This is a genomic window from Citrobacter sp. Cpo148, from assembly GCF_030332375.1.
GTDB lineage: Bacteria > Pseudomonadota > Gammaproteobacteria > Enterobacterales > Enterobacteriaceae > Citrobacter > Citrobacter portucalensis.
In genome coordinates, this window is the sequence record NZ_JAOWHY010000014.1 from 1 (window position 1) to 571 (window position 571).

The 571-nt window shown below is 51.3% G+C and carries 1 rRNA gene; it reads left to right on the forward strand.

From position 1 onward, the window contains the following. Positions 1-30: 30 nt before the first annotated feature. Positions 31-571, forward strand: a 23S ribosomal RNA gene (locus OGY10_RS00065); the annotation flags it as partial.

Below are 571 nucleotides of genomic sequence, written 5' to 3' on the forward strand. Positions count from 1 at the left end.
TGAATCGAAAGAAACATCTTCGGGTTGTGAGGTTAAGCGACTAAGCGTACACGGTGGATGCCCTGGCAGTCAGAGGCGATGAAGGACGTGCTAATCTGCGATAAGCGTCGGTAAGGTGATATGAACCGTTATAACCGGCGATTTCCGAATGGGGAAACCCAGTGTGTTTCGACACACTATCATTACGTGAATACATAGCGTAATGAAGCGAACCGGGGGAACTGAAACATCTAAGTACCCCGAGGAAAAGAAATCAACCGAGATTCCCCCAGTAGCGGCGAGCGAACGGGGAGCAGCCCAGAGTCTGAATCAGCATGTGTGTTAGTGGAAGCGTCTGGAAAGTCGCACGATACAGGGTGAAAGTCCCGTACACAAAAGTGCATGTGCTGTGAACTCGAAGAGTAGGGCGGGACACGTGGTATCCTGTCTGAATATGGGGGGACCATCCTCCAAGGCTAAATACTCCTGACTGACCGATAGTGAACCAGTACCGTGAGGGAAAGGCGAAAAGAACCCCGGCGAGGGGAGTGAAAAAGAACCTGAAACCGTGTACGTACAAGCAGTGGGAGCA